Below are 25,864 nucleotides of genomic sequence, written 5' to 3' on the forward strand. Positions count from 1 at the left end.
CCCGGCTCCACCCACGGCTACGACGTCGTGGACCACACCCGGATCTCCGAGGAACTCGGCGGCGAGGAGGGATTCCGGCACCTGGCCGAGGTCGCCCACGAGCAGGGCATCGGCATCATCGTCGACGTGGTGCCGAACCACATGTCGGTGCCCAGTCCGCTGTGGCACAACCGGCCCCTGTGGGATGTGCTGCGGCGCGGCCCGGAGTCGGAGTACTCGGACTGGTTCGACCTCGACATGACCGCCTCCCAGGCCATCCTCATGCCCGTGCTGGGGGATCGGATCGGCAAGGAGCTGGAGCACATCACCCTCACCACCACCGAGATCGACGGCGAGGTCCAGCCGGTGGTCAGGTACCACGATCACGTCTTCCCCATCAAACCCGGCACCGAGGAACTGGAGCTGGAGGAGCTGCTGGAGAACCAGTGGTACCGGCTGGCGTACTGGCGGATCGGCAGCGAGGAGCTCAACTACCGTCGTTTCTTCGACGTGGACACGCTGGCCGCGATCCGCGTCGAGGACCGCGTGATCTTCGACGCCACCCACGCCAAGCTGCTGGAGCTGTTCCGTGACGGCCTGATCGAGGGCTTCCGTATCGACCACATCGACGGCCTGGCCAACCCACGCCAGTACCTGGCCGACCTGCAGGAGGCCACCGGTGGCTGCTGGGTGGTCGCGGAGAAGATCCTGGAGCCGGACGAGGCCCTCCCGGACGACTTCAAGTGCGCCGGCACCACCGGCTACGACGCGCTGCTGAGGGTCGGCGGGCTGTTCCACGTCGCCGGTGCCACCCCACGCCTGACCGACCTGTGGGAGCAGATCTCCGGCTCCGGTGACGGGTTCGCCACCGTCACGCTGGAGGCGAAGAAGACGGTGGTGAAGGACTCCCTGTTCACGGAGATCAACCGGCTGGTCAACATCGCGGTGGCGATCTGCGACTCCGACATCCGACTGCGCGACCACACCCGTCGCCAGCTCACCCACGCCATCCGTGGCCTGCTCATCAACTTCAGCCGGTACCGCGCCTACGTGGAGCCGGGCAGGGAGAACCCGCACGCGGAGCGTGAGGTGATCCTGGAGGCCGCGGACCGGGCCCGCTACGCACTGCAGCCCGACGAGCTGGACGCCCTGGATCTCGTCGTGGCCCTGGCGCTGGGCGAGACCGGGGATGCGGCACTGGGCAGTGCCGTCACCCTCCCACCACCGTCGAAGATCCTCAACCAGCTGCCGGGCCGGGTCCACAACCTGGCGGATCTCAGGGCCGAGTTCATGGTCCGGTTCGCGCAGACGTGTGGCCCGGTGATGGCCAAGTCGAAGGAGGACACCGCCTTCTACCGGTGGAACCGGTTCGTCGGGGTCAACGAGGTGGGTTGCGACCCCACGATCGTCGGCATCAGCAACGACGACTTCCACACCTTCGGTCGTTTCCTGGAGACCTCGTGGCCGACGACGATGACCACCTTGTCCACCCACGACACGAAACGCTCGGAGGACGTGCGGGCGCGGCTGGCGGCCCTGACCGAGTATCCCCGCGAATGGGCGCAGTGCGTCGCCGAGCTGCACGCCGTCACGGGGGACATCCGTCCCGCCCAGCTGGACGGTGCGACGGAGATCCTGCTGTGGCAGACCCTGTTCGCCACCTGGACCCTGCCGGGCACGGCCGCCGGGTCCTCCCCCATCGACGCCGACCGGCTGACCCGCTACCTGGAGAAGGCCATCCGGGAGGCGAAGCTGCACACCACCTGGACCGCCCCGGTCCCGGCCTACGAGAACGCGGTGCTGGACTTCGCCCGCACCTGCCTGACCCATCCCCGGGTGGCGGAGCTGCTCGACGCCTTCGTCGCGCTCACCTACGAGTCGGTGCGGGCGAACATCCTGGGGCAGAAGCTGATCCAGCTGACCATGCCGGGGGTGCCGGACCTGTACCAGGGGTGTGAGGTGGTGGACCTGTCGCTGGTGGACCCGGACAACCGCCGCCCTGTCGACTTCTTCCGCCGCTCCGGGATGCTGACGGCGCTGCAGACCTCCCCGCCGCCGGATCTCGACGCGGAGAAACTGCTGGTCACCTCCCGGGCGCTGCTGCTGCGCCGCGACCACCCGGAGGCGTTCCGTGGCCCGGATGCCGACTACCGATCGGTGTCGCTGAACACCGGGCACGCCGTGGTGTTCGAACGCGGATACAAGGATTCCGAGACCCCCGTCGCCATCACGGTGGCGACCCGGGTCCACTCGGGGCTCGGGGAGCGGGGTTGGGGTGAGGACGAGCTGGTGCTGCCGAACCTGAGGTTCCGTGACGTCCTGACCGGCAGGGAGTACCCGGGTGGGGCGACCCCGTTGGCCGAGATCCTGGCCGACCTCCCCGTCGCGCTGCTGGTGCACCAGGTGGACCATGATGCGTGACCTCACCATCCCCACGGTGTGGGCCCCGGCGGCGTCCCGGGTGGACCTGGTGCTGGAGGACGGCCGGGAGGCGATGACACCGGTGGGTGAGGGCTGGTGGCGGGCCGGACGGCTGGCCCCGGGCACCCGGTACCGGTTCAGCCTCGACGGCGGGATGCCGTTGCCGGATCCGCGCAGCCTGGCGCAGTTCGACGGCCCGCACCAGGCGAGCGTGGTCGTCGACCCGGCGATCTTCGAGGATCGGGTGGAGTTCTCCCGCGACCTGCGCGGGGCGGTGCTCTACGAGCTGCACATCGGCACCTTCACCCCCGAGGGCACCCTCGACGCGGCGGCGGCGCACCTGGAGCACCTGGTGCGGTTGGGGGTGGCTGCGGTGGAGTTGATGCCGGTGGCGGATTTCCCCGGGGTGCAGGGCTGGGGCTACGACGGGGTGGGGCAGTACGCCGTGCACCACGCCTACGGTGGTCCGGCAGCGCTGGCCCGGTTCGTCGACGAGTGTCACCGGTTGGGACTGGGTGTGGTGCTGGACGTGGTGCACAACCACCTCGGGCCGGAGGGCAACTACCTGGCACAGTTCGGCCCGTACTTCACCGATGTGCACCACACGCCGTGGGGTGAGGCGGTGAACCTGGACCAGGCGGGTTCTCGCCAGGTACGGGACTTCCTGCTGGGGGCGTGTCGGCAGTGGCTGGTGGATTTCCGGATCGACGGGCTGCGGTTGGACGCGGTCCATGAGCTGCGCGACGACTCCTCACCGCACTACCTGGCGGAGCTGAGTCAGGCCGTGCGTGGCTGGGAGCAGGAGACCGGACGCAGGTTCACCCTGTTCGCGGAGTCGGATGAGAACCAGCCGTCGATGGTCTCCCCGGTCGGTTCGGTCCCCGGGGCCAAGGGCATGGACGGGCAGTGGGCCGATGACGTGCACCATGCGCTGCATGCGTTCTTCACCCGGGAAAGCAGCGGCTACTACGTGGACTTCGGGTCCGCGACGGTGCTGGAGCACGCCCTGACCCGGGTGTTCGTCCATGAGGGAGGGTGGTCGACGTTCCGGGAACGTGACTGGGGTGCCCCCGTCGATCCCGATTCCCCGTTGTACGACGGCCACAGTTTCGTGGCGTGTCTGCAGAACCACGACCAGGTGGGCAACCGGGCGGTGGGGGACCGGACCTCGCACCTGGTGGGGGTGCGGGACGGGATGGGGCTCGACCTGCAGGCGGCGGCTGCGTCGCTGTACCTGTTGTCGGCGTTCACGCCGTTGATCTTCATGGGTGAGGAGTGGGCGGCCTCCACGCCGTTCCCGTTCTTCTCCGACCTGGGGCCGGAGCTGGGTCCGCTGGTGACCGACGGGCGTCGTCGTGAGTTCGAGAGGATGGGCTGGGAGGTCGCGGTCCCGGATCCGCAGGCCAGCGCCACGCGGGAGTCGGCGGTGCTGCGGTGGGACGAGGTGGATCGTGAGCCGCACGCCCGGATGCTGGCCTGGTACCGGGCGTTGTTGATGCTTCGTCACGAGCACCCGGAGCTGCACGACGGGTCGTTGCGTTCGGTGACGGTGGAGGTCGTGGACGAGGACGCGGTGCTGATGCGGCGGGGCCGGTTCACCGTCGCGGCCTCCCGCTGCGAGGGTGAGGTGCAGTTCCCGTTGGGCGCCGAGCCGCTGCTGGTGTGGGGAAGGTTCACGCGTCAGGGGGAGAACTCCATCCTGAGCGGTCCCGGGGCCGTCGTCTGGGGCTGACCTGTCCACTGACCGGGCCGGGAGCAGCCCTCTGGGGCTGACCTGTCCACTGGCCGGGCCGGGAGCAAGCCCTCTGGGATTGACCTGTCCACTGACCAGGCCGGGCGGGTGGGTCTGTGGGCACGCCCGGGTCGAGGCCCGACGGCCTCCCCCTCGACCGGGTCCCGACGCACGCTGCCGAGGTCTCGATCTCCTGGGCGCGGGGTGCCTCGCCGTGAACCAACCGCAAGGACATCCGGTTCGCCTGCCTTAGCGCCGGTTCGCCTGCCTTACCGCCGGTTCGCCTGCCTTGTGACCGGTTCGCCCACCCTGCGACCGCTTTGCCTGCCTTGTGACCGGTTCGCCTGCCTTACCGCCGCTTTGCCCGCCTTACGACCGGTTCGCCTGCCTTGGCCCTGAAATGCCTGCCTTGTTCGGAATTGCCTGCCTTATTGGGCAGGCAATTCGATTTTGGGCAGGCAAACCCGACCCAGGACAGGCGAAACCACATCCCTCACTTCCGGCCAGGCCGACGTCGGGGCCGATGACCTTCGTTGATGGCCGTTCGAGTCGTCCGATCTGTTGATCCAGATCAACTTCTCAGCGCTGTCCACATTGTTCACAACCCTGTGGAAAACTTTGTGTGCAGCCTGTGGTCAGTCCCCGGAACCGCGCTCCGGGGGCGTCACAGCATCTTTCCCCGGGTTGTCCACATCTTCCACAGGTTCTTCCACAGGTTCTTCACCATCGGCCACTGTCGTCGCCTTTTCGTCCGTGGCTTCCTCGCCGTTCTCCTCGGCCGCGTCCTCGTCCTCATCCGGGGTCTCGCCCTCTTCCGAAGCCTTCTCGTCGTCGACCGGACCCTTCTCGTCCTCGGCCGGACCCTTCTCGTCCTCGGCCGGATCCTTCTCATCGTCGGTCGGGCTCTCCTCGTCGTCGGCCGGCACCACCACATCGGTGACGCCTCGGGAACGCGACCACAGCCACAGCGCCACCCCGGCGACGATCATCGGCAGCGACAGCCACTGCCCCATGCTCAACCCGAGAGAGAGCAGCCCCAGCTGGGAGTCGGGCTGCCGCCAGAACTCAGCGATGAAACGGAAGGTGCCGTAGCCGACGAGGAACGCAGCGGCCACCTGGCCACGCAGCCGGGGCCTGCGGGCGTACCACCACAGCAGGATGAACAGCAGCACCCCTTCCAGCAAGGCCTGGTAGAGCTGCGACGGGTGACGCAGGACCACCCCACCGGTGGGGAACCTCATCGCCCACGGCAGCGCCTCGGAGGCCTCCCTGCCCCACAGTTCACCGTTGATGAAATTGCCGATCCGCCCCGCCGCCAGACCGAGCGGTGCGGTGGGCACCAGGAAGTCCGCCACCTGGAGGAAGGGCCGTCCCCGCCGCCACGAGAAGAACCAGATCCCGAGCACCACACCGATGGCCCCGCCGTGGAAGCTCATCCCACCGTCCCAGACCCGGATGATGGCGCCCGGGTTCGCCAGGAAGTTCGCAGGTTCGTAGAACAGGACATAACCCAGGCGCCCACCGATGATGACCCCCGCGATGGCGTACATGAGGAGGTCCTCGATGTCGCTCTTCTCCCACGGTCTGGGGGCGGTGATGGAACGGTAGGGCTCGTGGCGCAGCCGCCGTCGCATCAGCAGGTAGGCGATGACGAAGGCCAGCAGGTACATCAGGCCGTACCAGTGGACCTTCAGCGGTCCGATGGCGAAAGCGACGGGGTCGATCTTCGGGAAGGGGATCTCCAGCAGGTGCACGCCCCCAGCTTTCCACATGTGAGGGTTTCCTCGACAGGTTCCACGGTGGACACCGCCCCCTCCGCCCGGTGCACCGACCCTCACGCTCCGCCGCAGCGAGCGACGGTGTCCGGGTCGGAGAGCGGGGCGGGCCTGGGAGGGTGCGCGGGTAGGCGCATCTACTGCGGTCGCCCCGTTGACCCCCTATCCGCGCACCCTCTGGGTCAATGCGGCGCTGGTGGCTGGATCGTGGTACCAGGCATCGAGGTCCGCCAGCAGCCCGGCCGGGGTGTTGTCCGCACGCAGCCAGAGGGCGGCGCGCCAGTCCGCCGGGGTCGGGTTGGGTGGCAGGTCCGCGGTCATGGCCGCGAAGTGGGCGCGCGCCAGGGGTGCGGCGCCGTGTTCGCGCCACAACGTCAGCAGTTCGGCAGTGATGCCGAGCCCTCCGCAGGCCAGCCCGGCGATGATCTCGCCCAAGTGCGTCTCGTCCGGCGGGCTCGGTTCAGCGTGGTGGCACAGGTGGATGACGAGCGCGCGTGCGAAGTCCCGCACCAGCGCCAGCTCGGCCGCGGTGTAGATTCCCGGCTCGGCGAACCCCACCTTGCCCGGCACCATGTCCTCCCACAGGGCGGGGGATTCCCCGGCCGCGGAGGCGGCCAACACCCGGGGCAGGAAGTAGCGAATCTCCGCCGCTGTCACCTGCGCATCCTGCCCCACGGCGGCCCAACAGTAGGTCCAATACAACTGGGGTGGGATCGCCAGCCGGGGGCCAGCCACCAGGGCAACCTGCTCGTCGGGCAGGCAGCAGCACGGCTCGTCACACGTGTCCAGCGGCAGTGGTGGAGCGGTGGCCGGGAAAAGCTGGTCGGCGGCGAGGGCGAAGGCAGCAAGGTCGGTGGGCATGGCGGTTGGTGAGGGTCGACGACGTCGCCCCACCCTAGCAGCGCCGGGTGACGGCCGCGCGTCCTACAGGCCGGTCAGGTAGGTGTACCAGGCCTCCCACTCCGGGGTCTCGTCCTCCTCCTCGTCGCCCGCCAGCAGCGCCGCCTCCAACCCGGCGGTGAACGCGGCACGTACCGCGGGCCGGTACGCCCACTGCCCCAGGTATCGCCACTGCGGCTCTGGTGCGGGAGCGGTCGGGTCCGTCGATTCCAGGACCGCCAGATAGCTGCGGATGGCGGGTACCGCGTCGGCGTGGCCCGCCCACACCTCGCACACCGCGGCCGTCACGTCCAGCCCGGCACGCTGCCACATCTCCAGCAGCACCAGCAGGGCCAGGTGGAACCGGTGCGGATGGGTGCACAGCTCCGCCGCCCAGCTGGTCGCGAACCGCCGCAGGAACGCCAACTGGGCGGGGGAGTAGACGCCCGGGCAGGCGAGGTCGAACTTCTCCAACGTCATCTCGTCCAGGTGGCTCAGCACCTCGCCGCGCACCAGCCCCGTCAGCACCCGGGGCAGGAAGTGGGCCCGCTGGACGACGCCGCGGCGGGTGGCGTCGTCGTCCCCCGGCACCTCCAGCGGGACGCTCTCCAAGTAAGCCAGCAGGTACCCTGTCGGAATCTCCGGCAACGCGAACCGCACGAATGCCGCCTGCTCGTCCGGGGCGAAGCACACGTTGCAGCTGCACACCAGCAGCGGCAAGGGTGGGGTGGGGGAGGCGAAGACCCGGTAGGCCTCGGCCAGCAGCGGCGCGAGGCGGGCCTCGGCTGCCCGGCCCGCAGCCTTCACGGTCGTCACGGGAAGATTCTCGCACCGCCGGGCCGATGGCGGAAGAAAGACGGCCAGCTTTCCCTGCGCGACGGAAGGCGGGGAAGGGTAACCGTGTCCTTTCCGAATCACCGGCCGCAATCAGAAGGATAAATGTTATCCTTCCGGCGGGAAGGAGGGACTGTGGCGCGTTGGGCATCACAACAGTGGCAGTCGATGGTCGAGGGCATGCCCCGCCGGGACCGGATGAGCGGGCCGTACCGCGCCTACGTGCCCGACCTGCTGCGTGCCCGGCCCCTGGTTCTCTCTGCCGAGCTGGATGCCCGGATCGCGCGGACGGAGCGCGAGGTCCATGCCCTACAGCTCGGGCAGCATGCCGCTGATGTCACGGGGCTGTCCCACTTCCTGCTGCGGAGCGAGGCCATTGCCTCGTCGTACATCGAGGGAGTGACGCCCGCGGCCCGCCGCGTCGCCGAGGCTGAACTCGAGTTGGCGGAAGGACGCCCGGCCACCGACCAGTCGGCGGGGGCGGTGGCCCGCAACGCCACCATCATCAAACAGGCGATCTCCCGCCTGGCGATGGCGGAGGCCATCACCCGGGCCGACATCGTGGAGCTGCAGAGCGCGCTGCTCGCCGAGCAGCCGGACCTGCAGGGGGTGCGGCACACCCAGAACTGGGTGGGCGGCTCGAAGTACCACCCCCTGACCGCTGCCTTCGTGCCCCCACCACCGGCGGAGGTGCCCGCCCTGCTCGACGATCTGGCGGCCTACCTCTCGGGCGCCGCCCACGGCATGCTCGTGCAGGCCGCGCTCGCGCACGCCCAGTTCGAGACGATCCACCCGTTCCCCGACGGCAATGGCCGTGTCGGGCGCGCACTCATCCACACGGTGTTCGCCCGGCGCACCCCCGGCGGCGCCTCAGTCCTGCCCGTCAGCCTGATCCTGGCCACGTTCTCGCAGCGGTACGAGGCCGCGCTGACCGCCTACCGGTACGACGGCGCGCCCACCTCGAAGGCGGCCACCGCGGGCGTGCAGGCCTGGCTGGAGTTCTTCTGCGACACGGTGATGGCCGCCTGCAGCGAGGTCAAACGTCTCGGCGAGGAAATGGCGCAGGTGCGGGCAGAGTGGGACGACAGGCTGGCGGCGCATCGGGCGGCCGCGGACCGCAAGCGGGCACTGCGGGCGGATTCCGCCGAGGCCCGTGTCCTGGCGGGCCTGCCGGGCACGCCGGTGCTCACCATCGCCACCGCCCAACAGCTGTACGACATCAGCGACAAGTCTGCCGCCAGCGCCCTGCGGGAACTCACCGCCGCAGGCATCCTCACTGAAACCGGCAGACAGCGGGGCCGCAGTTGGTTCGCCGCCACGGATGTGCTCGACCTCGTGACCATCACGGAGCATCGCCTCGCCTCCACTCGTTTCAACACCGCGGCCAGCGCGCCGCACCGCCCCGTGCCCGCACCGCCGTCGCCGTGAAGCCGGAGAGCTGGATGGTTGAGGCGTGCACGAACCGCCGCTTTGCTTGAGTGAGGCGTCGATGTCAACGCTGCCAGAAAAGCAGAACGGCGGTTCGTGACCGGGGGAAGGGCAGGGGTGGGCGCGGCCGAGTCAAGAGTCGGCCGATGGGCGGACAGGCTCGCCGAGGGTTTTGTCGGTGCCGTCCCGTAGATTCGGGGCATGAGGACTTTCGCTTCCGCGTCGCTGCTCGACGACGCCGGCCTCAGCCTGGAGCTGGCCCCGGCGTTGACCCCCTCCGGGCTCGTGGACCGCCCGGAGTTCTTCTCCGGCTTCGCCGCCCAGCCGACGGTGTTGGCCCGGGGACTGCTGGTCCTGGCGGACGTGGCCCAGACCCGCTACTTCCAGCCGATCCCCGCCGGGGCACGGGACCCGATCTGCACCGCGAACGGGGACCGGATGCGGTTCGAGTCGTTCTCGGCGTGCAACACCGTCGGTGTCAGGCTGGACCTGCTGGCCTCGGCCTTCGACGGGGGCGACATCCAGCACGGCACCACGAATGTGGACATCAACGCGCCGCTGCGGGAAGCGTTGACGCAGATCACCTCGTCGGAGCTCATGCACCTGGCGGTCGGCCGGGACGAGATGCGGGTCTCGACGCTGGAGGGCACCCACGTGGAACGGAAGGTGGACCTGCCGGACCGCTGGCTCAAGGCGCTCGGCTCGTCGCAGGAACTGAGCCGGGACCTGGAACTCGTCGGGGAGGCCCCGGCGGTGCAGACCCGCCAGTTCCTGGCCGCCATCCCCTCCGGCTCCGGCAGGAAGGGCCACTGGGCCATCAGCCGGTTGGGGGTCAAGCCCGCCCTGCGTCCCGGCAAGGGCACCGTCTACGCGGAGGGCCTCAACCGGCTGCGGGCCGCCAGGCGCCTCAGCCCGCAGATCATGGGGCTGCGGGTCTACGCCAAGCCGGGCGAGCCCCTGTCGCCGTCGGTGTGGGAGTTCACCCTGCCGCACGGGCGGCTCAGCTTCACGCTGACCCCGGAGTTCTACCGTGGCTTCTCGGGCGAGGGGGCGCTGCTGATGAAGCTCGCCGCATCCACGGCCCTCGACGACGCGAACCTCATCGCGGCCTGCCTCGCCTTCGAGCCCCGCATCGACGTGGACTCCCTGGTCAAGGACACGGCCCTCAGCAAGGAACGGGTCGGCGAGGGGTTGGCGGTGCTCGCCAACGACGGCCGCGTCGGCTACGACCTCTTCGAGCAGGCCTACTTCCACCGGGAGCTGCCCTCGGACAGCAACCGCGTCGAGAAGGCCAACCCACGGCTCAAGCAGGCCCGACGCCTCATCGCGGAGGGGGCCGTCGCCCCGTACGAGGGTCACGACGGGGTGTTCCGGGTCCGCGGCGACCACGGCGAGTACATCGTCCGCACCGAACCCACCAGCTGCACCTGCCTGTGGTGGCGGGACCACCAGGGCTCGCGGGGGGTGTGCAAGCACGTGCTCGCAGTGGAACTGCAGCGACGCGAGTCGATGCCCGACGACGCCGCCGCGGCTCCCGACCCGGCCCGGGAACTGCAGCACTGACCCCCTGGCCACCGGCAGGATCGGGGGGGGTCCTGCCGGTGGCCCATCACGTCCCATGGAAGGAACCATGACCAGCACCCCCGGCAACCATCATGGCGGACCACACGGCCCCGCCATGACGGTGGAGGACTTCTTCGCCCGGGTCAGCGTCGACGAGGCGAAGCAGGTCGTCGGGCTGCTCCTCACCGCCTGGGAGCAGGGTCGGCTGAGCGGTGACGAGCTCGCGGCCGGGTGGCGCCCGGACTGGCAGGAGGTCGCCCCGCTCCAGCCCGCCAGGATCGTCGCCCTCCTCGACACGCTCACCGCGGCCGGGGCGGCTCCCCTGGCCTGGCCGCTGCTCGGCCTGGTCACGGAGCATCTCGCCGCAACCCACCCCACGCCCGCCGCCACCACCAGGGCCCTCACCCTCCTCGGCACGGTCCTGCCTGCCGCCCGCGCCGCAGGGCACCCCGTTTCCCTCCCCCACACCCAGGCGCTCGCCGCCCACACGGGCAGCGGCCAGGCCGTCCGGGCCGCCCGCGCCCTCAGCCTCTGAAAGGACCCCCATGGCCAGAACCCCCGAGCATCCCGACGCGAAGGCCGTGCGCCGCCTCGTCATGGACGCAGGCGGCCCCGTCGCGCTGCTGCGGCAGCTCCGCTCCCTGTCGGGTGAGGATCGGGCGCGCTTGGAAGCCACCTTCGCCGAGCACCGGGACGACATCGTCCGTCGCCTGCGCAGCAGCGAGTTCAAGGGGGAGCTGGCGGTCCTGATGGTCGAGCTGGGGGTCACCCCGGAGCAGTTCGCCGAGACCGTCGACGCGTGGTTCCGTGGCTTCATCGACGACGGGGACACCCTCGACGCGCTGGGTGAGGCCCTGATCGACCGGGGCCCCGCGTGGGGTCAGCGGCTGGTGGACGCGTACCTGAGCAGCAGGTCGCCGCGGGCCTGGGTCTCGCTCATCCTCGACCCGATCATCATCACCCACGAGCTGCCGCTGCCCTCGGATGCGGACTACCTCACCGACTGGCTGCGGCGCTGGGGGGGACCGGCCCCCGGCCGTCGCTGGCAGGAGCTGTTCCTCGCCGCCTGCTCGCATCCCGACGCGCTGGGCACCCCGATGGGTCCGAGGGCCAGGTTGCTGCACTGGCTCCGGCACGGGACCTCCATCCTGCGCCGGGCGGAGCCGCTTGACGACGTCGCCCTCGCCGATGCCCTGCTCGGGATCATCGAGCGCGGCGACCGGCCCGCCGCCCAGTCCAATGCGACGGTGTGGCTGGAGGGCCTCGGCCTGGTCGAGGAGGTCTGGCGGCAGCGGGAACGGCTGCTGGCCATGCTGCCGAACGCCCACTCGACGGTCGTCGCCTTCGCCTGCGCCCAGCTGCTTCGCCCCGACCTCAGCGACGAACACCTCGAGGCCCTCGCCGTCGAGGTCCTCTCCCGCAAGGAGAAGGCGCCGAAGAAGCGCATCCTGAAGCACCTCGGCCGCCTCGCCGCGCCGGGGCCGGATCTGGCGGCCGCGTTGCAGGGCCTCGCCAAGGAGGCCGACACCACTGTGGCCACGGCGGCGATGAAACAGCTGGGTGCGTGGGGCATCCAGCTGGATGCAGTCGACGAGCTGAGCGGCCTGTGGCAGGAGCCACTCGGCGAGATCGAGCCCCTCGCCTCGCGGCCGAGGGTCCTCGACGACCCGGGGCTGGCGGAGCTCATCACCGTCATCACCGGCGACCCCCGGAGCAGTGGTGAGTTCGAGGAGCAGCTGGCGGATCTGGTGGCCACCGCCCATTCACGGGGGCTCACCGACGTGCTGGCGGTGCTGGAGCAGTTCGACCTTCGCCCGCTGGAGTACGAGTACCTCGACCGGCCGGTCCTCGCCGAGGCCCTGGTCCATCTCGTGCACGACGAGGAGCTGCCGGTACCGAGGACCCGGCAGCTGACCCGGCTGGTCCTCGGCCACGCGTTGGCCGTCACCCGTCGGCTGGGGGAGCTGCCCTGCCTGCTGTCCACGCCGACCCGTCACAGCAACCATCTCACCTGGCGGGCGCTGCTGCAGCGGGCCTCCCGGTATCGCGACCTCGGCGTCGCGCTGGAGGCCACCGACGTGCTGGCGGCGCTCAGCCGCGTCGATCCCGACGGGGCACCGTCGGATCTCGCGGCCCTGGAACAGCCGATCCGGGGGCTGGATCGCACCCTGGCCGAGGTGGTCCGGATCTGGCTGCGTCGCCCCTACCGGCCACGGCTGGAGGTGTTGCCGCCGAACGGCGCCGGGCATCGCGACGGCGGCCCCCACATGCGCTGCAAGCTGGACGACGACAAACCCGCCCTCGTGGTGGCGCTCGGGCTGATGGAGCTGTGGAATGCGCCCGACGAGGGGTACTACGCCGAGCGGACGGAGGCGCTGCGCCTGCTCCCCGGGCTCCCCCATCGCGCGGCGCTGAGGATCCTCAAACTGACCTACCGGATGGGGTCCGGTGCCGGGCTGGAGGATCTGCCGGAAGTCGGGCACGTGGCCCACCCGTTCGGCCCGGTGCTGACGTTGGCCTGCCTCGCCGTCGCCTCCGAGGGCACCCCGGCCCACCGCGAGGAGGTCGCCGCCGTCCTGTACGGGGCGTGGCAGGACGGCAGGCTGCGGGCGGAGGATCTGGTGGATGCGTGGGTCAGCCCGCAGTCCCGCGAGTTCCAGCTGTCGCCCGCGAAGGTCACCTCGATGCTCCGGCTGCTGGCCGAGACGGGCGCACTGGCCCTGGTCTGGCCGCTGCTGGTGGTGATCGCGGAGGAACTCGCCGCAGCCGAGAAGGTCCCCGCCACGGCCTCGACGGTGTTCGAGACGGTGCTCGCCCTCCTGCCCGAGGTCCCGCACGCGACCGAGCTGCCCAACATCACCGCCTTGGCCGCCCGCAAGGGTAGCTCCAAGGCCATCACCCTCGCCCGAGCCATCGAGGAGAAACTGTGACCATCAACATCCCGCAGATCGTCGCCCACGCCGACGACGTCGCTGCTCTCGTCGCCCGGCTGGAGACCCTCAGCGACGAGGAACGCGCCCGCTGGGCGGAGGCGATGGTGGCGTCGCTGCCGGTGTGGCGGCGGCTGCTGCGCGGGGATCACGACGTCAGTTACTGGGTGCTCGACCCGGCCTCGCCGACCGCCGAGTTCGAGGCCCAGGTCAAGAAGGCTTTCACGCGCCGCTACACCTCGATGTACCGCCTCGTCCTGGTCACCGTCGCGCTCGGGGCCAGCCCCGCCCAGACCCTCGACCTGTTCGACTCCGACACCGTCCCCCTGCTCGGTCAGTACAAAGTGCTCCCCGCCCTGGCCGACGCCGTCATCGCGCGCGGCCCCGACTGGACCGCCGAGTTCGTCGCGGGGTTGACCGGCGGCCCGAGGAATCGACGGCTCGCCCGCAGCGTGGCGCCCCTGGTGCCGAGGCTCGTCGCGGCCTTCGACCTGCCACTCCCGACGAGCCCGGACTATCTGACCGGCTGGGCCGGGACCCTGCCGAGGCCCGGGCGGGCCTGGCAGGAGCACTTCCTCGCCGCCTGCGAGGTGCCGGGGGCCTTCAGCAACGCCATCGCGAGCCCGAGGAAGCACGTCGAGGACATCCGCAGGGCGGCACGGAAGCACCGGATCGAGGAGCCCACCGACGACGCGCCCCTCCTCGACGCGCTCCTCGGCGTCATCGAACGTGACTCCAGACCCGGCACGCAGCGGGAGGCCCTGGCCTGGATCGAGGGCCTGGACCTCGACCTCACCACCCGCGCCGATCGGCTGCTGCGGATCCTTCCGGTGGCGGATGCCCGCGTCGTCGCGGCCTTCACCGCCGTCCTGCTGGGCGGCGATCTCGACGACGACGCCCTCGCCGGGCTCGCCCTGGCGATCCTGCCCCGCAAGGAGAAGGGGCTTCGACGCGACGTGCTGAAGCGCCTCGGGCACCTCGCCACCCCGTCGCCGGAGCTGATCGAACTGGTCGCCGGCCTCAGCAGCGACACCGACTCGACCATCGCGACGCTCGCCAGCACACTGTGCGAGTCGTGGGGCGGCGCACCGGCCCAGGACACCGGGACCCGGGGCCTGTGGCAGGAACCGTCGCTGCCGAACCCCGGCCCTTTCCCCGGCCTGGAGGCACTGGTCCTCGACGACCCGGGGCTGGCCGCCCTGGTCTCAGCCGTCGTCGAGGCGTGGGAGGAGGACCCCACCGTCACGGAGCGGGCGCTGGCCCAGCTCGTCGCCACGGCCCACGAACGCGGCACCGAGGTGGTGGTAGCGGCCTGCACCGACCTCGAGGCGGAGGACGAGTCGTCCTACCTGCAGCGGCTGCTCGCCGAGATCGGTGACGGCACCCTCACCCCCGGCACCGAGCCGCCGGAGGTCGAACCCGACGGCGGCCCACTGCTGTACCTCGCGGCCGAGCGCGCCCGCGCCGTCTGCCACGGGCTGGGGCGGCTGCCCTGCCTGCTGTCGACCCCGAGCGATGCCCGGTTCCGGGTCAGCGTCGACGATCTGCGTTCCCGTGCCACCCGGTACGTCGAGGCCGGGGTGCCCCTGGAGGCGACGGATGTCGCCGTCGCGCTGGGACGTCTCAGTCGTGCCGAGGTCACGGATCTCGACGGACTCGAGGTCCCCATCCGTGACTGTGACCTGCGGCTGGCGGATGTCATCGACACGTGGCGCCAGGCGGGGCCCGGATCAGCCTGGCTCGAGTCGGAGGCGGTGAACCCGCAGTGGGGCCGCAATCTCGTCGTCGACGGCGAGGACCCGTTCTGGCACGAACTGCTGGGCCTGGACACCGCGTGGAACCGCCCGTATCGACCCGGCTGGTTCCCGCCGGACGACGAGTGGCGCCCCTCCGCCCAGTGGGGGGCGGCCGTGCTCGGCGGGGCGTTCGGCTCCCGCACCGAGTTCCCGTCGGTGTTCACGCTGCTGCCGGGTCTGCCGTCCCGACCCGCGGCGACGGCGCTGCAGCTGCTCACCGACAGCGAGCCCTCCGCCGCGCTGGACCACGTCGTCCTGCTGGCCTCGTCCGCGTCGCGGTTCCCGGAGCTGTTGGCGGTCGCGGCGCTGGCCACGGCGACGACCGTGGCGGCGAAGGATCGGGGCCGGGTCGCCGAGCTGCTGCTGGCGGCCTGGGATGAGGGACGTCTCATCGGCGACGACCTCGTGGCCGGGTGGCGCTCCCCGGCCTGGGATGTCCTCGCTGACAAGGCCGTGGGCAAACCCGTCGAGAACTCCCCGGCCAAGCTCGCCCCGCTGCTGAAGGACCTCGCCGAGGCCGGGGCCCTGGCCCTGGTCTGGCCGCTGCTGGTGGTGATCGCGGAGGAACTCGCCGCGCACGAGAAGACCCCGGCGGCCGCCTCAACCGTGTTCGAGACGGTGCTCGCCCTCCTGCCCGAGGTCCCGCACAAGGTCGAGCTGCCCAACATCTGTGCCCTGGCCGCCCGCAAGGGCTCGTCGAAGGCCATCACCCTGGCCCGAGCCATCGAGGAGAAACTGTGACCATCGACATCCCGCAGATCGTCGTCAAGGCCGGCAACGCCAAGGCCCTCGTCGCCCAACTTCGTTCCCTCACCGACGAGGAACGCGCCGAGTGGGCGTCCGTGATGCGGACGTCCCTCCCGGTGTGGCGCAAGGCCGTGCAGTGGTGGACGCTCGACCGCGACGAGATCCCGAAGATCAGCGACCCGACCCGCAGGAAGCTCCTCAACCAGGCGGTGGATGCGTTCGACCGCCACCATCGCACATCCGGCCGCCTGCTGCTCGTCGCCGTTGCCCTGGGTGCCACCCCCGCCCAGCTGGTCAAGCTCGCCCTCCCCGAGGGCCTCACCATGCTGGAGCGCGAGCAGGCCACCGGGCACCTCGCCGACCTCATGATCGAGCGGGGCACCGAGTGGGTGGAGGAGACCATGGCCGGGCTCCTGGCCCAGTCGTCCGTCGCGATGGCGGCCTCATCGCTCATCTCGCGCCTGGTCATCCGCCTGGACCTGCCCGTCCCGCACGTCGCCGCCCATCTGGGCGTGTGGTTCGGGACGATGCCCACCCCGGGGACCCGCTGGCAGGACCACTTCCTCGCCGCCTGCGCCACCCCCGACACCTTCTGGAATCGCCCCGAGCGCGACGAGCACATCGCGAGGATCCGCGAGGCAGCCACGGAACTCCGCCGCACCGAACCCACCAACGATGACGCCCTCCTCGACGCCCTGCTGAGCGTGATCGAACGCGGCGAACGCCCCGGCCCCCAACGCGAGGCCCTGGCCTGGATCGAGGGCCTCGACCTCGACCCCACCACCCAGCCCGAGCGCATGCTCGGGGCCCTCGACGTCGCCAACAACCAGGTCGCCGCCGCCTTCACCCGGATCCTGCTCGGGATGGACCCAGACGGCGACACCCTCACCCGGATCGCCCTGGCCATCCTTCCCCGCAAGGAGAAGGGCCTCAAGCGGGATGTCCTCAAACGCCTCGCCAGCCTCGAATCCCCCTCGGCGGAGCTGATGGAACACATCGCTGACCTCTCCCGATCCACCGACACCACCACCGCGAAGCTCGCCAGCACACTGTGCGAGTCCTGGGGCAGCGCACCGGCCCAGGATTCCGGGACCCGGGGCCTGTGGCAGGAACCCTCCCTGCCAGACCCTGAACCCTTCCCCGGGCTGGAGACCTTGGTCCTCGACGACCCCGCCCTCGCCGCGCTGGTCACGGAGATCGAGGACGACTGGGCGGAGCGCGCCGAGGTCACCGAGCACGCCCTGGCCCAGCTCGTCGCCACCGCCCACGCCCGCGGCCCCGAGGTCGTCGTCACGGCCTGCCAGGCGGCCGAGTTCGACCCGAGTCCAATCCTCGGGCATCTCCCCCGGCTCCTGGCCCGGCTCGGCGACGGCACCATCGTCCCCGGCACCGAACCGGCCCCCGCCCGCTCCCCCGAAGGGCCGCTGGTCTTCCTCGCCGCACAGCGCGCCCGCGACGTGCTGCACCGCCTCGGCGAGATCCCGTCGCTGCTGTCCACCCCCAGCACCGCCCGGCACGAGGTCACCGCCGACGACTTCCGCGCCCGCCTCACCCAGTACCTCGACGCGGACACCCCGCTGGAACCGACCGACGTCGCCATCGCCCTGACCCGCATCCGGCCCGGGGCGGATCTCACCGGCTGCGACGCCCCCATCCGCGGCTGCGAGATGCGGTTGGCTGAGGTCATCGACCTGTGGGCCAGCACCACACCCGAACCCGCCGAGCCAGTCCTCAGACCCACCGGGACGCGCGGCGAGGAGGGACTCCACGTCGTCGGCGACGCCCCCGGCTGGCACGAGGCGCTCGGCCTGGACACCGTCTGGCAGCACCCCTACCCGTGCGACACCGGCTACCGCAACCACCACGTGGCGGATCTGGCGGAGGTGTGGCCGGGCCCGGCCGACGACTACCTCCACGCACCGGCACACGACGTCGTGTTGCGGCTCATGCCCCAGCACCTCGGCCGACCCGCATGGCGAGCGATGCTCAGGCTGCGCTGGGCCGAGATCGCGGACTCCCTGACCGGCATCGTCTCGTGCATCGAGGTCGCACCCCGCGTCACGGAACCCGTCACGACGGCAGCGCTCGCCGTCGCCGCCACCGTCGCCGCGAAGGACCGCGACCGCATCGCCGCCCCGCTCCTGGCCGCCTGGGATGAGGGCCGCCTGACCGCCGACGACCTCCTCGCCGGCTGGCACTCCCCGGCCTGGGAGCTGGTCAACCGCGCCCGGGGCCGCAACCCCGTGGACCGCAGCCCCGCCAAGATCACCGCCCTGCTCGCCGTCCTCGCCGAGGCCGGTGGACTCGCCCTGGTCTGGCCCCTGCTGGTGGAGATCGCGGAGGAACTCGCCGCAGCCGAGAAGATCCCCGCCGCCACCTCGACGGTGCTCGAGACGGTGCTCGCCCTCCTGCCGGAGGTCCCGCACGCGATCGACCTGCCGAACATCGCAGCACTGGCGGCACGAAAGGGGTCGAGCAAGGCCATCACCCTGGCCAGGGCCGTCACGGAGGCATCGGCCGCCCGCTGACTGCCCTTCCCGTGTGCGGTGGGGTCGTCCCCGACACGAACCTTTGGCCACATCTCGGCCGTCCGTGGCCAACCACGAGTCCTGCGCGTCGACCTCGGGTAGCTTCGGCTCCATCGAGGAGGAGACATGACCATCACCATCCCCGCACTCATCACCCGCGCCAGCAGCGTCGCGGATCTCGCAGCCCAGCTCGAGGCCCTGCCCCCCGACGTCCGCACCGGATGGACCGAGGACCTCCAGCACTCGCTTGCGTCGTGGCAGGAGCAGCTGGACCCGGGGCAGCTGAGGACCCGCATCGTGCAGCAGGGCTTCGACCGCGTCGAGTCCTTCAGCTCCCGCGACATCACCTCCCACGAGCGACGACAGCGGCTCGCCACCCGGTTGGTGCTGGTCGCCGTCACCCTGGACGCCACCTCGGAGCAGGTGCTCTCCCTGTTCCGACGCAGCACCACCCACTACCTGGCCCTGGACGGCGGGCTGCCGCACGTCACCCGGGCCATGGCCGCCCGGGGCACCGCTTGGGTGGAGGAGTTCATCTCCGGACTGCGGGACATGCCCGGCATGGTCGAGACCGCCTCCCCGCTGATCTCCCGCCTCCTCACCGCGTTGGACCTGCCCATCCCCGACGACCCCGCCTACCTCGCCGGTTTCACCCGGCTGCCCCCGGGTCCGGGGCAACGCTGGCAGGAGCACTTCCTCCTCGCCTGCACGGTGCCGGACTCCTTCAACCATCCCGAGCAGGACCAGCAGGAGCACGTCGCCACCATCCGCAAGGCCGTCGCCACGCTCCGCCGCACCGAACCCACCGACGACGACGCACTGCTCGACGGGCTGCTGAGGGTCATCGAGCGCGGCGAACGGCCCGGCATCCAGCTCGAGGCCCTGGCCTGGATCGACGGTCTGGGGCTCGACCTCACCACGGAGAGTGCCCGTGTCCTGGCGGTGCTACCCGATGTCGGGGCCCGGATCGTCGTGGCCTTCACCCGCGCCCTGCTCGCGACCGAGCTCACCGATGAGCAGCTCTGGCAGCTGACGGCGGTGGTGCTGCCGCGTCGGGAGAAGCACCTCAAGCACGAGGTCCTGAAACGCCTGGCGACCATCGAGGAGCCTCCCCGGGAACTGGTGGAGCTCGTCGCCCCGCTGGCGCAGACCAGCGACACCACCACCGCCGCGATCGCCCGGAAGCTGCTCAGCAGCTGGTGTGTCTCACTGCCGCCACCGCCCATCCCGCGGGGACTGTGGCGGGACCCGTCGCTGCCCGCGTCGGCCCCCTTCCCGGGGGTGGAGCACCTCGTCCTCGACCCGGTGCAGCTGCACACCCTGGTGCAGGAGACCCGCCGCAGCTGGCAGAACGACGTGCTGGGGAACTGGCTGCTCGAGGAGCGGCTGCTGGCCTCACTCATCGCCACCGCCCACGCCCACGGCCCGGACATCGTCGTCGCGGCCTGCGCCACGCTGGACCCGGAGACCGCGCTGTCACCCCTGGCGACGCTGCTGGCCCAGCTGGGAGAGGGCACGCTGGGCCTGGCAGACCTGGACGACGACGAGCCGGTGGCGCTCGGCACCGCCCGGCAGCACAGTGTGCTACTGCGGCTGGGGGAGCTGCCCACACTGCTGTCGACCCCCAGCACCGATCGGTGGCTCATCACCCGCGACGACCTGCGCGCCCGCATCACCCGGTACCACGACGCCGGGGTGGCCCTCGACCCGGCCGATCTCGCCGTCACGCTGGCCCGCCTCGAACCCGACGGCGAGGACGACCTGGCCGGACTGGATGCCCCGATCCACGGGGCCGGGACCCGCCTGGCCGAGGTGCTGGCGTCATGGCGTGGGGCCGGGATCGCACCGGCCCGGTTGGACGTCGACCAGTGGTGGACGTGGAACCCGGACCCGATCAGGGTGACCGGCGAGGTGCCGCCGTGGCACGCGCTGCTCGGTTTCTCCGACGCGCCGGGCCAACTGACCGGGCATCTGCAGCCCCACCTGATGGCCCGACCCAGCGTCGAGGTGCTGACCAACCTCACCCGTTCGGGCCCGGCAGCCGCCCTCGAGCGGCTGGTGCCCTGCCTGGCGGTGGCGCAGCGCTGCGATGAACCCCTGATGGTGGCCACCCTCGCGACGGTCGCCATCATCCAGCCCAAGGCGCGGACCATCATCGCGGCCGCCCTGCTGGAGGCCTGGGACCAGGGCAGGCTGAAGGCCGACGACCTCGTCGAGGGATGGCAGTCTCCCTTGTGGGACGTGCTTCGCCCCGAGAACTCCAACCTGCGCATCGAGCGGGTGGAGGGTCGGGTGCTGACGCTGCTGACCGCTCTCACCGAACTCGGCGGGGTGGCGTTGGCGTGGCCACTGCTCGTGGCGATCGCGGAGGAGCTGGCGGCGGCCGATCGGATCTCCTCGGTGGCCCCGAGCGTGCTCGAGACGGTGCACACCCTGCTGCCGGAGGCGCATGCGGCAAGGGTCTTCGTAGAATTGCCGAACGTCGTGGCGTTGGCGGATCGGGACGAGAAGCTGAAGAGCATCATCACGGCACGTGCAATCAAGGAGCGCCTGTGACCATCGACATCCCGGACCTCATCAGGACCAGCCAGAACGCCGAGGACCTCGTCTCCCGGCTGGAGGCGCTGAGCGACGCCGAACGCACCGCCTTGTCGGGGCTGGCCCCGACGTCGCTCACCGCATGGCGGAAGGACCTGGACCCCGGCAAGGTCACCCCCAGCGCGGTGTGGCTCGACGAGGGCGGCGAGGTGGCGGGCGAGACCTTCACCCAGGAGGACGTCGAGGCGTACAACATGCGACTCCGCGTCGCCGCCCGGCTGGTGCTCGCCGCCGTCGCCCTCGGGGTGCCCGCGGCGAAGGTCGCCGCGCTGTTCACCCTGGAGACCGTGTACCACCTCCACGGCGACGGCGGGATCGACCCCTTCGTCCGCCTCGCCACCGCACGGGGTCCGGAGTGGACCGCCACCTTCATCACCCGCGTCCTGCGCAACCGTCGGCTGGCCCGGACCACCCACCCCCTGGTCTCACGTCTCGTCGCCACGGTGGACATCCCCATCCCGGACTCCCTGCCCTACCTCAACCGCGCCACGAGCACCATGCCCACGCCCGGTACCCGCTGGCAGGAGCACTTCCTCGCCGCCTGCGCCACCCCCGGCACCTTCAACAACGCCACCTACGACCGGGAGGAGTATGTCGCCAGGATCCGTGAGGCCGCAGCGAGGCTCCGTCGCAGCGAACCCACCGACGACCCCGCTCTGCTCGACGGGCTGCTGGGGGTCATCGAGCGCGGGGAACGCCCCACCATCCAGCGCCAGGCCCTGGCCTGGATCGAGGGCCTCGACCTCGACCCCACCACCCGGCCCGAACGCATGCTCGGCGCCCTCGACGTCGCCGACGCCCACGTCGTCGCCGCCTTCACCCGCGCCCTCCTCGGCACCAACCTCGACGACGAGGCGCTGGTCCGGCTGGCCCTGGCGATCCTCCCCCGCAAGGAGAAGGGCCTGGGACGCGACGTCCTGAAGCGCCTCGGCCAACTCACCACCCCGACGGCGGAGCTGGTCGACCTGGTGACCGAGCTGGCACGCGGCACCGACACCACCGCGGCGAAGCTCGCCAGCACACTGTGCGAGTCCTGGGGCGGTGCACCCACCCCGGAGACCGGGACCAGGGGGCTGTGGCGGGACCCGGCCCTGCCGGACCCCGAGCCCTTCCCCGGCCTCGATCCGCTGGTCCTGGCGGAGCCGGACCTGCTGGCCCTGATCCAGGACATCCGGTACGACTCGCGCACCCCGGAGCTGGAGGAGCGGCTGCTCGCGGCGCTGGTGGCCACCGCGTCGAAGCAGGGTGCCCGGGGCATCGTCGCCCTCTGCCGCAGCATCGACCCCGACGACGCCGGGAGCGCCCTCACCCGGCTGCTGGGAATGCTGGGGGACGGCACCATCGTCGTCGGCACGGAGCCGCCCCCTCCCACCCAGGACGGCGACTCCCTGTCCTTCCTCGGGTCGCAGCGGATCCGGGGCGTCCTCCATCGGCTGGGCGAGCTGCCCGTCCTGCTGTCGACCCCTGGCACGAACCGCTGGCAGGTCACCGCCGCCGACCTCCGAAGGCGCATCGAACGGTATCGGCAGGGCGGCGTCGCCCTGGAACCCGCCGACCTCGCCGTCGCGCTGGCCCGGTGCGACCGCGACCGGTGCGACGAGCTGGTCGGGATCGACGCCCCCGTCCGCGGCCTCGACGACGGCTTCGCGTCGATCCTCGTCCTGTGGCGGGAGGCGACGGTGGAGCCACCGACCTTCGTCGTCGACGATCCGGTCGGCTGGCGGCGACCGATCAACGTGCACGGCGACGAGCCGTGGTGGCACGAGGTGCTGGGGGTGGCCAGCCGGGAGCACTGCATTCCTGCGCACCTGCTGCCTGCGCACCTGGCCCGCCCCGTCGGGGAGGTCCTCAACGACATCGCCCGCTCCGGCCCGGCGGCGGCCCTGGAGAGACTGCTCGGCTGCCTGGCCGTGGCGCGCCGCGTCGACGAGCCCCTCGCGGTCGCCACACTCGCCACGGCCGGGGTGATCCCGGTCAAGGACCGCGCAGCCCTCGCCGCGGAGCTGCTGCAGGCCTGGGACGAGGGACGCCTGATCCCCGACGACCTCGCCGCGGCCTGGCATTCCCCCCTGTGGGAGCAGTTCTGGCCGTCGAACGCGGAGCTCTGCATCGAACGCGCCGACGGGAAGGTCACGGCGCTGCTGGCGCTGGTCGCCGAGGCAGGTGGCCTGGCGCTGGTCTGGCCGCTGCTGGCCGGGATCGCGGAGAGAGCAGCAGGCGCCGAGCAGATCCCCGCCACCGCCTCGGCAGTCCTCGAGACCGTGCTCGCCCTCCTGCCCGAGGTCCCCCACGAGGTCGAACTGCCCACCATCTGCGCCCTGGCCGGCCGCAAGGGATCGTCGAAGGCCATCAAGACCGCCCGGCTCATCGTGGCGAACATGGCGAAGCCGTGATCCCCTCCCGGGCACGAATCCCCGTTCTCGCTCGCCCCCGCTCATGATTCCGGCGGCGGCGAGGGCTGGATCAGTCTCGGCAAAAGTCTGGGCCGTGGTGGGCGATACCAGCCACCAACAGGGTCAGCCCTGTTGTAACGTCTCGCTGCCGTGTGTGAGTGCTGACCTGCTTCGCGTGATGGTTTTGTGCCGGGAATCCCTCCACCCGGACGAGCGCACCGGCTGCCAGCGTGAGCCTGTCGGCCATGGTCAAGGCGTTGTTCACGACGGCTTGGGCGTCTCCCCTCCCGTCCCCGTCCCACCAGCCTCCCCAAGACGCCGATTCGCCTGCCTTGGGCCGGAAACGCCTGCCTCGTTTCACTTCGCCTGCCCAACAAGACAGGCGAAACCGAGACAAGACAGGCGAACCGCCAAGGTCGCCGTCACGGATCGTCGCCCTGGAGGGTGGTAGGGGGAGGGGGAACCCTGAATCAGGACAACTCCGATGCTTCCACTGAACCCTGCCTCAGCTCGCATCCCGGAGTTGGAGTGTGAGCCATTCCTCGGATTTGTCAATGATTCGCTCGCCGTCGTGATCCAGTGTTGCGACGTGATACGAGTTTGGCAGGTCCACGACTGTGATTTCAGGAGCGGGGGAGCGTTCAACGATCAGGCGCAGCGAGGTGGCGTCGATCACATGGTCCGCTCGTGACCTGAACATGAGCAACGGGTGACGCACCCGGGGGAGGCCCCTGTTCGTCTCATCCCAGAGGTCGAGCATGGAGGCCGCGGCTCGAAGCGGTGTGCGCCGATATGCATGGTCGGTGACGTTCGGCTTGCAGATGTCGCCGCCGAGCGCGGGTGACGAGGATTTGAACTTCGCGAGGAGTGGAAGCAATCGCATGTGCCATCCCGAGAGCGCAAGGGCTGGGTTGACGAGCATCACGCCGGCAACGGCACTTTGACGTTGTTGCGCCAGCCGCAAGGCGAGCGCCCCGCCCATGGACAGCCCCGCCGCGAACACCACGTTGCACTCACGAGCCAAATCGTCGAATGCTCGCTCCAGCTCGTTGTACCAGTCCACCCAAGTTGTCTTGTTGAGGTTGCGCCAGTTCGTGCCGTGACCGGGCAGGAGGGGAACAGAGACGCGGTAGCCCTTGCTCGCAAGGCCGGCTGCCCACGGTTTCATGGGCCACGGAGACCCAGTGAATCCGTGGCTGAACACTATGCCGACGGGGCCAGATCCTGCCGTCAAAGGAGTGGCGTAGCCAGGAATCGTCGGCTCGGTTTCTTCATACTCTGTCATTGAATCTCCTTTGGGCGGAAGGGCTGGGCTCGAGAAGGGGGCGGGAGTTGTCCGGTGACCAGTGCGGTGAGGGCGATGGTGAATCCGGTGACCTGTAGGAGGGTGAGGGATTCTCCTGCGATGAGTGCGCCGAGCAGTGCGGCCGTCAGTGGGGAGAGGAGTCCGAGGAGTGCTGTGGGTGTGACGGACAGGTGTCGGATGCCGGCGAACCAGATGGTGTAGGTGAGCAGGGCGCCGATCAGGCCGAGCCAGGCGTAGCCGGCCCATGCGCCTGCGTCGATGGGTTCAGGGATGCCATCGAGGACGAGGGCGGGGATCGCGAGCAGGAGGCCTGCTGCGGTGAGTTGCCAGCCGGCCAGGCCGACGGCGTTCACGTGTTCGGGGCGTCCCCACTTCTTGGTGAGGACGACACCGGCTCCCATCGAGGTGGCGCCTGCAAGTCCGGCAAGGACGCCGAGTGGGTCGAGGGCTGCGTCTGGGCCGAGCACGACCATGCCCACGCCAGCCATGCCGGTGATGCCCCACCACAGGCGCCAGCCCGAGAGTCGCTCGTGCAGGATGAGGACGGCGAGGAAGGCAATCACGATGGGCTGGACCGCACCCAGCGTCGCAGCGACTCCGCCGGGCAGGCGTTGGGCGGTGACGAACAACAGGGGGAAGAACGCCGCCATGTTCAAGCCGCCGAGTACGAGACTCTTCCACCACCAGCGCCCGCGCGGGAGCTGGCGCGACAGCGCCAGCGCGATGAGTCCCGGCGGCAGGGTGCGCATGAATGCAGCGAAGACCGGGTGCCCCTCCGGCAGGAGATGCGTGGTGACGATGTAGGTCGTTCCCCACACCATCGGCACCATCGCGGTCAGGAGAATCCACCCCGCCTGCTGCCCGATGGGCTGGTTGCTTGCTGTCATGTCATCAAACCTGTCAGCTGGTCAGGTATGAGTCCAACGCATGCTTGTCATGGTAGGCATGTATGGGC

General features: G+C 70.6%; 15 protein-coding genes. 10 read left to right on the forward strand and 5 right to left on the reverse strand.

What is annotated here, in order from left to right:
• Together treY and treZ are read left to right on the forward strand one after the other, a co-directional pair.
• A partial coding sequence (treY, locus tag EII34_RS09965) for a malto-oligosyltrehalose synthase (protein ID WP_124845013.1) occupies nucleotides 1-2,400 on the forward strand: 2,400 nt, incomplete at its 5' end.
• Nucleotides 2,393-4,132, forward strand: a complete 1,740-nt coding sequence (treZ, locus tag EII34_RS09970) for a malto-oligosyltrehalose trehalohydrolase (RefSeq protein ID WP_124845098.1) — start codon at nucleotides 2,393-2,395, stop codon at nucleotides 4,130-4,132. The genes treY and treZ, both read left to right, overlap by 8 nt.
• A gap of 635 nt (nucleotides 4,133-4,767) precedes the next feature.
• Here the strand turns inward: treZ and lgt are convergent.
• The 3 genes from lgt to EII34_RS09985 all read right to left on the reverse strand — a co-directional run bounded on the left by lgt (nucleotide 4,768) and on the right by EII34_RS09985 (nucleotide 7,602).
• Complete coding sequence (lgt, locus tag EII34_RS09975) at nucleotides 4,768-5,904, reverse strand: prolipoprotein diacylglyceryl transferase (protein ID WP_124845014.1); 1,137 nt, start codon at nucleotides 5,902-5,904, stop codon at nucleotides 4,768-4,770.
• A 165-nt stretch (nucleotides 5,905-6,069) separates the two neighbouring features.
• Nucleotides 6,070-6,768: a hypothetical protein gene (locus tag EII34_RS09980; protein ID WP_124845015.1), complete on the reverse strand. Its 699-nt coding sequence runs from the start codon at nucleotides 6,766-6,768 to the stop codon at nucleotides 6,070-6,072.
• A 63-nt stretch (nucleotides 6,769-6,831) separates the two neighbouring features.
• Nucleotides 6,832-7,602, reverse strand: coding sequence for a hypothetical protein (locus tag EII34_RS09985; RefSeq protein ID WP_124845016.1), 771 nt, complete (start codon nucleotides 7,600-7,602; stop codon nucleotides 6,832-6,834).
• A 153-nt stretch (nucleotides 7,603-7,755) separates the two neighbouring features.
• Between EII34_RS09985 and EII34_RS09990 the strand changes: the two genes are divergently transcribed.
• From EII34_RS09990 to EII34_RS10025, 8 genes are all read left to right on the forward strand, one after another.
• Complete coding sequence (locus EII34_RS09990) at nucleotides 7,756-9,048, forward strand: Fic family protein (protein WP_221620267.1); 1,293 nt, start codon at nucleotides 7,756-7,758, stop codon at nucleotides 9,046-9,048.
• Nucleotides 9,049-9,249: 201 nt separating this feature from the next.
• Entirely contained in the window at nucleotides 9,250-10,611 is a 1,362-nt protein-coding gene (locus EII34_RS09995) for an SWIM zinc finger family protein (protein WP_124845018.1), read from the forward strand.
• A 67-nt stretch (nucleotides 10,612-10,678) separates the two neighbouring features.
• On the forward strand, nucleotides 10,679-11,146 hold the full coding sequence (locus tag EII34_RS10000) for a hypothetical protein (RefSeq protein ID WP_124845019.1): 468 nt from the start codon (nucleotides 10,679-10,681) through the stop codon (nucleotides 11,144-11,146).
• A 10-nt stretch (nucleotides 11,147-11,156) separates the two neighbouring features.
• Nucleotides 11,157-13,541 carry a hypothetical protein gene (locus tag EII34_RS10005; RefSeq protein ID WP_124845020.1) on the forward strand — a complete coding sequence of 795 codons (2,385 nt, stop codon included), beginning with the start codon at nucleotides 11,157-11,159 and terminating at the stop codon, nucleotides 13,539-13,541.
• Nucleotides 13,538-16,078 (forward strand): hypothetical protein, encoded by a 2,541-nt coding sequence (locus tag EII34_RS10010; protein WP_124845021.1) that lies wholly within the window; start codon nucleotides 13,538-13,540, stop codon nucleotides 16,076-16,078. Before EII34_RS10005 ends, EII34_RS10010 begins: the two co-directional genes overlap by 4 nt.
• A complete protein-coding gene (locus tag EII34_RS10015) occupies nucleotides 16,075-18,612 on the forward strand; it encodes a hypothetical protein (RefSeq protein ID WP_124845022.1) in 2,538 nt (845 codons plus the stop codon). The genes EII34_RS10010 and EII34_RS10015 overlap by 4 nt, the downstream gene beginning before the upstream one ends.
• 126 nt (nucleotides 18,613-18,738) lie before the next feature.
• Entirely contained in the window at nucleotides 18,739-21,168 is a 2,430-nt protein-coding gene (locus EII34_RS10020; RefSeq protein ID WP_124845023.1) for a hypothetical protein, read from the forward strand.
• On the forward strand, nucleotides 21,165-23,603 hold the full coding sequence (locus EII34_RS10025; RefSeq protein WP_124845024.1) for a hypothetical protein: 2,439 nt from the start codon (nucleotides 21,165-21,167) through the stop codon (nucleotides 23,601-23,603). Before EII34_RS10020 ends, EII34_RS10025 begins: the two co-directional genes overlap by 4 nt.
• Nucleotides 23,604-24,108: 505 nt before the next feature.
• Here EII34_RS10025 and EII34_RS10030 read toward each other — a convergent pair.
• Both EII34_RS10030 and EII34_RS10035 read right to left on the reverse strand, forming a co-directional pair.
• Nucleotides 24,109-24,888, reverse strand: coding sequence for an alpha/beta hydrolase (locus tag EII34_RS10030; protein WP_124845025.1), 780 nt, complete (start codon nucleotides 24,886-24,888; stop codon nucleotides 24,109-24,111).
• Nucleotides 24,885-25,796, reverse strand: coding sequence for an EamA family transporter (locus tag EII34_RS10035; protein WP_124845026.1), 912 nt, complete (start codon nucleotides 25,794-25,796; stop codon nucleotides 24,885-24,887). The genes EII34_RS10030 and EII34_RS10035 overlap by 4 nt, the downstream gene beginning before the upstream one ends.
• Between the last annotated feature and the right edge of the window lie 68 nt (nucleotides 25,797-25,864).

Source organism: Arachnia propionica, assembly GCF_003859805.1.
Lineage (GTDB): Bacteria > Actinomycetota > Actinomycetes > Propionibacteriales > Propionibacteriaceae > Arachnia > Arachnia propionica_C.

Coding starts and splice junctions, on each gene's coding strand:
- EII34_RS10005 (WP_124845020.1), top strand. CDS start 11,157: ATGGCCAGAACCCCCGAGCATCCCGACGCGAAGGCCGTGCGCCGCCTC.
- treZ (WP_124845098.1), top strand. CDS start 2,393: ATGCGTGACCTCACCATCCCCACGGTGTGGGCCCCGGCGGCGTCCCGG.
- EII34_RS10000 (WP_124845019.1), top strand. CDS start 10,679: ATGACCAGCACCCCCGGCAACCATCATGGCGGACCACACGGCCCCGCC.
- EII34_RS09980 (WP_124845015.1), bottom strand. CDS start 6,768: ATGCCCACCGACCTTGCTGCCTTCGCCCTCGCCGCCGACCAGCTTTTC.
- lgt (WP_124845014.1), bottom strand. CDS start 5,904: ATGTGGAAAGCTGGGGGCGTGCACCTGCTGGAGATCCCCTTCCCGAAG.
- EII34_RS10020 (WP_124845023.1), top strand. CDS start 18,739: ATGACCATCACCATCCCCGCACTCATCACCCGCGCCAGCAGCGTCGCG.
- EII34_RS10030 (WP_124845025.1), bottom strand. CDS start 24,888: ATGACAGAGTATGAAGAAACCGAGCCGACGATTCCTGGCTACGCCACT.
- EII34_RS10035 (WP_124845026.1), bottom strand. CDS start 25,796: ATGACAGCAAGCAACCAGCCCATCGGGCAGCAGGCGGGGTGGATTCTC.
- EII34_RS09995 (WP_124845018.1), top strand. CDS start 9,250: ATGAGGACTTTCGCTTCCGCGTCGCTGCTCGACGACGCCGGCCTCAGC.